Raw genomic sequence first — 5,642 nt, 5'->3', positions numbered from 1 at the left:
TCAATGGGTCTGGAGCCTAACCAAATGCCGGCTCTAGTCACTAAAAGACCTCTGGCAGGCAGCAAAGCTAATACAATAAGCAATTATGTCGAAACCTGTCAATGCAATAGCCATTTTAACGCTCTTAATATTACTTGACTGGAGATATTTTTTACCTGAGATAAGCTTCTTTCCCATTTTCAGTAAAAAATCCACCTAAAGTATCTGTGAGATCATCTAAAAATAAGTTCAACCTGCCATTGAACTTCGCCGCACACTTGCTATACGTGCAGTTGCACGCGTATTGCTGCAGTGTACTCAGAAAGCATCTGCTCGGTGCACAAATCAGTCAGAAGAAAAGGTATGAAACGATGAATAAAAGTCAGTCTTTAGAAATAGTTTCGAAAGATGGAATTAATCAACAGCAGGAAAATCTCGATTACCCACTTCTAGATAGCGCAGGAAGACACATTGGGCAGATCGATGTAGTAACAATCAATGATGGCCGCATCATAGTTGAAGGCTGGGCGCTATCAAGACTCGTAGGTTTAACTAGCGCTGACCATAAACTTGAACGCGCGCCTCACATGCACAGATCAGACGTGTTGGAGCATCTGGGTGAAACTGGTTTTGATACTCCCGGATTTCGGCTAGAGATGCCCATGACTCCTAATCATATTGTATTTTGGCTCGACTTGGGAGGAGTACGCTATGCATACCCCATGCCAAAGCGCATAATCTAAAAAGCATGTTTATATAATAAATTAATATGATACAATTTATTATATAAACCAATTATATTTAATAGACACCCTGGGGAAGTGAACTCTATATGATTAATCAGATATCAAGTTTGTTTAATCGATATGCGCGCCGGCATGCGTACGCCGAGTACCCAGGCTTTTCTCTTTTAGATAGTGCTGGCGAAAGATTTGGGTATATTGATCGCATTACTGTACGCGAAGGTCGTATATGGATTGATGGTTGGGCTTTATCAGGACTAGTCGGAGTTGCAAACTACGAGCAAGCTGTCGAATGCGTGCCGAACATCACCCGTGAAGACGTCGCTACTGAGCTCGGTGAAGTGAGGTTCAGAACACCTGGGTTCATGCTGGAAATTCCATTTAGTGAAAGCCATACGGTTTTTTGGGCAGATATCATAGGCGTTCGCCACATGTATACACTGCCAAAGATGTCAACGCACAATCTGAAAAAAACTTTATTCGGTGCATTTCTGCGCGACGCAATTAGAGTTCTCCCCGCTATACTTCATTGGCTGGTGTATCGCGATGCAAGATCAGCGAAGCGAATAAAATTCGCACTTGGGCTAAACGCTATTCCACGGTCCGGACGCCTAAACTCGCTGCTCTTTTCTGACACAGCTACCGAAAGAGATGACGGGGCAGATGCTCAAGTGCAAAGTGGCATCACGATTGTCCTACCTGTCTATAACGCCTTTGAGCTTCTCCCTGAAGTATTGGAACGAGTACTAAAATACACGGATCTACCTTGGCGTCTAATTATAGTTGAGGATTGCTCCACTGACCCTCAAGTGCGACCGTGGCTACGAAAGTGGCACGGAGAGCTCGAATCCAAAGTCGCGTTACAAATTACCGTGCTCGAAAATAAAAGTAATCTGGGGTTTATCCGATCAGTAAATCGCGCTTTTGCAGCTGCTTTACCTTTTGGCAACCATGTTGTTTTGTTAAATTCGGACGCCTTTGTTCCTGAATCCTGGGCCAGTAGATTAATATCTCCATTATTACGATATGACGATATTGCTACAGTGACGCCCATGTCGAACGATGCTGAGATATTTAATGTTCCCGCCATTTGTCAACGCATAGATTTACTTCCTGGCGAGGCTGATGCTATTGATAGAATTGCGTCACTTTTCTCTGCAAGTGCCAGCATTGGAGATGCTCCGACGGGTGTCGGATTCTGCATGGCAATGCACATTGATTTTTTAAGAAAGTTTCCAGAATTAGATATACATTTCGGCCGTGGTTATGGAGAGGAAGTAGATTGGTGTCAGCGCGTACGACAAAAAGGCGGGCGACATCTCGGTCTAGGCGGACTATTTGTCGAGCATAGAGGCGGCACTTCCTTTGGTTCGGATGAAAAAATGAAGCTAATCCGTAAAAATAATCAAACAATAGCTAAGCGCTATCCAAATTACGATGCTGACGTGCAAGATTTCATACACGTTGATCCGCTAGGAACGTCCCGCCTTGCCTTAGGTATCGCTTGGGCTGGTATACGCCAGACAAGCGCGGTTCCAGTTTATCTAGCCCATGATATGGGTGGAGGAGCAGAGCATTACCTTCAAAACCGGCTAATAAATGATCTGAATATCGGAAATGCTGCAATTGTTTTGCGTGTTGGCGGCTTGTCACGCTGGCAGATTGAACTCCATACTAATTATGGCATAACTCGTGGTGAAAGTGACGACACAGATTTTATAAAAAATCTTCTGTCAACTCTGCCAGTTCGCAAGATAATCTACTCATGCGGCGTTGGCGATCAAGATCCAATAAGCATTCCAGAATTTCTTATTTCGTTAGCGCGTGGGCAGCAGGATCAGATTGAGGTTCTAATTCACGATTTCCTGCCTCTTAGCCCTTCCTACACCCTGCTAAGCAGCGACGGATCGTATCACGGCTTGCCTATGCCAGATACTGACACTGATTCAGCGCATATTGCCGAACGTCCAGATGGAACTTTAGTTACCCTAGCTGATTGGCGTTCTGCTTGGGGCAGGCTATTAGAATATGCCACAGCTGTTATTGTTTTCTCTGAAAACAGCGGTGAGCTAGTCTGCCGAGCATACCCTCAGTCCAAGAATAAATTACAGATCATCCCACATAAACTATTGAGTAAAGTTCCCGTTGTAAAAGCCGGGAGATCTAACGATGGCATTCCTGTAATTGGGGTGTTAGGAAATATAGGCCATCAAAAGGGTGCCGCCGTATTGAGCAAGCTCTCGGAAAATTTATCGATGAACAAACGAGCAAAGATTGTTGTAGTTGGAAACATAGACCCCACATATGTTCTAGCGCCTTCCGCGCATGTGCACGGCGACTATAGAGTTGAAGACATCCCAGCTCTTGTTAACCGATATGGAATAAGTCGTTGGCTTATTCCATCCGTATGGCCTGAGACCTTTTCCTATACGACGCACGAAGCTCTAGCGACCGGATTGCCAGTCTTCGCATTTAATATTGGTGCCCAAGGCGACGCAGTTTATGCTGCTTCGCTTGTCTCCCAAAAAGGGGGGGTTATTCCATTAGACGCAGCAGTCTCAGATGTTGATAAAATTATGGATTCTATATTTGTCGAACCCCGCTGTGATGGGGATTATAAGTTGCGCCTTAGCACAGCCACCGGGAGAGCAAATTAATGTCGACAGTGCAAATTTCTATTACAGAGCTAAGAGACCTTGGCATTGAAACTCTAGCAAGAGGTGCTGGGGATACCGTTACTTTGCCCAGAAATACCTATCTGGAGGCTCCGTGTAGCTTAAAGTGGACTACATATGAGTATTTATTACGGCTAGGAGCATTTTCATATCAGGTATCAGGGTACTGTTGTGCCGCACATATAGGGCGCTATTGTTCTTTCGGTGAAGATGTTCAAATCGGAAGGCAAAATCACCCTATGACTTGGGCTAGTACAAGCCCAGCATTTTACCTTGGCGATAAAATCTTTTCTCTATCTGCTGGATTTTCCGGATCTACTGAATACAAATCTTATAAGTTTAATAACTCCGAACCCGCAACTAGGGCAAGAATAACAACAATCGGCAATGATGTTTGGATCGGCCATGGAGCACTAATTAATGCAGGGGTGACTATTGGCGATGGTGCGGTTGTAGCGGCAGGCGCAGTTGTAACAAAAGATGTACCACCATACTCGGTTGTGGCTGGTAATCCAGCCACAATTAAGAAATTTAGAATCGCTCCTAGTCTTATTTCCTCTTACTTAAAAGTTAGGTGGTGGCGATTTGCGCCTTGGCAGCTCTCACATTTGGACGCTTCGAAGCCACATGACTTTATAACTGGAGTTGCGAAGCTCGATAAAAACGAAGAGTATAACTTCTCCTCATTGAACTTGCAGAATTACTAAGGAGTAACCAACAATGCTATCAGAAAAGCATTCCATTCGAGACACGTTAGCTCAGCCAGGTGTTCATGAAAAAGAGATCTTGCATTATTTTTCTAGTAATGCATTTTTTCGGGGTCCCGAGCCGGTTTTTGAAAAGCCGCTAACTGTTATGGCTTTTACCAATAGATGTGGGTCAAATCTTCTTGCGGATTATCTTAATCAAACAGCAAAAATTGGTGGATTCAATGAATCGCTGAACCATGATACAATAAGGAGAACAGCGGAAAGAGAGGGCATAAATAGCCTTCCTGATTACATAAGCTACGTATTTGGAAGATTCTCAAAAGATGGTCGCTTTGGAATTAAGGCCTCTTGGGACCAGATAACGATGTTAAGCAGGAGTGGAATTTTAAATATGTTCCCGTCTGTAAATATTATTCACATTAAGCGATCTGATGTTGTATCTCAGGCGGTTTCGCATTGGATCGCGCATCAAACAAGAAGATGGACTAGCTCTCAGAAGGGGGATGCTATAACCCCTTCCTATGATTTTAAAAGTATTGATAAAATTATCTCTAGCATTAATCAGGCGAATTCTTTAATACCCCTAGTATCCAAGACCATCGGCGATAGCTTTACTGAGGCACTCTACGAAGATGTTGTAAGAGATCCGTATGGCTGTGTTAATAATATAGGAAAATCTATTAGCTTAGATTTATCGGACTGGTCTCCTAATAGTCCAAAAATAACTCGGCAGGCTGACAGTACGAATATCATGTTTTGTCAAAATTTTATCTCCGAACTTCGTAGCGTCATGGTAAAACTTTGATTTTTCCTGGGCTATTAGCTGTTCCATCCTGGATGATCATATAGACCCTCGCCGGACCGCGCTCTTCGTGGCAAGATCGATCCTGGGCGAGCTTCGGGACGGGAGGTGAGGATGCTGATTTCTCTTCACAAGCAGTCAGCAACAACACCGATGATACGGGCCGCGATCCAGGCAAGCACGGAGCCGGCCAGGAGGGGGGCGGAGCACTACGGAATCTCCATGCAGACAGTCTGGTAGTGGCGGAGCCGGGAAAGCGTCGATGACCGCAGCCATACTGCGCACCGGATTCAGACAACGCTCACGCCCGCGCAAGAAGCTGTGGCAGTAGCGCTGCGCAAGTCGTTGCTGCTACCGCTGGATGACCTCCTGTCGGTGGTGCGGGAGTTCCTGAACCCTCATGTCTCGCGTTCCGGGCTGGACCGCTGCCTGCGCCGGCATGGCGTGGGCAATCTGCGCGCTTTGAAGCCTGCCTTGCCACGACCTGCGCACGGGGCCTTCAAGGCCTATGAGCCGGGCTACCTCCATGTCGATGTGAAATACCTGCCGCAGATGGCGGACGAGGACCGTCGCCGATATCTGTTCGTCGCCATCGACCGCGCTACGCGGTGGGTCTTCGTGCGCATCTACCCGGCGAAAACCGCTGCCAACGCCCGCCGGTTTCTGCGCGATCTGGAACGCGCTGCGCCGATGACGATCACCCGCGTGCTGACCGACAACGTCCTAGCTCGGG

4 protein-coding genes and 1 pseudogene are annotated in these 5,642 nt (G+C 46.2%); all 5 read left to right on the top strand.

The genetic code is table 11. From position 1 onward, the window contains the following. Positions 1-350: 350 nt before the first annotated feature. Positions 351-722: a hypothetical protein gene (locus TW83_RS20575; RefSeq protein ID WP_157001517.1), complete on the top strand. Its 372-nt coding sequence runs from the start codon at positions 351-353 to the stop codon at positions 720-722. A gap of 89 nt (positions 723-811) precedes the next feature. Beyond that, positions 812-3,379 (top strand): glycosyltransferase, encoded by a 2,568-nt coding sequence (locus TW83_RS19810; protein ID WP_084697423.1) that lies wholly within the window; start codon positions 812-814, stop codon positions 3,377-3,379. Next, positions 3,379-4,104, top strand: coding sequence for a CatB-related O-acetyltransferase (locus tag TW83_RS11650; RefSeq protein WP_045982947.1), 726 nt, complete (start codon positions 3,379-3,381; stop codon positions 4,102-4,104). The genes TW83_RS19810 and TW83_RS11650 overlap by 1 nt, the downstream gene beginning before the upstream one ends. 13 nt (positions 4,105-4,117) lie before the next feature. Further along, positions 4,118-4,912 carry a Stf0 family sulfotransferase gene (locus TW83_RS19805; RefSeq protein ID WP_084697421.1) on the top strand — a complete coding sequence of 265 codons (795 nt, stop codon included), beginning with the start codon at positions 4,118-4,120 and terminating at the stop codon, positions 4,910-4,912. A gap of 111 nt (positions 4,913-5,023) precedes the next feature. After that, positions 5,024-5,642, top strand: a pseudogene (locus TW83_RS11645) (IS481 family transposase); the annotation flags it as partial.

Source organism: Paracoccus sp. S4493 (genome assembly GCF_000967735.1).
GTDB lineage: Bacteria > Pseudomonadota > Alphaproteobacteria > Rhodobacterales > Rhodobacteraceae > Paracoccus > Paracoccus marcusii.
The sequence above is the reverse complement of the archived record's forward strand: the minus strand, read 5'-3'. Positions and strand labels throughout refer to the sequence as shown.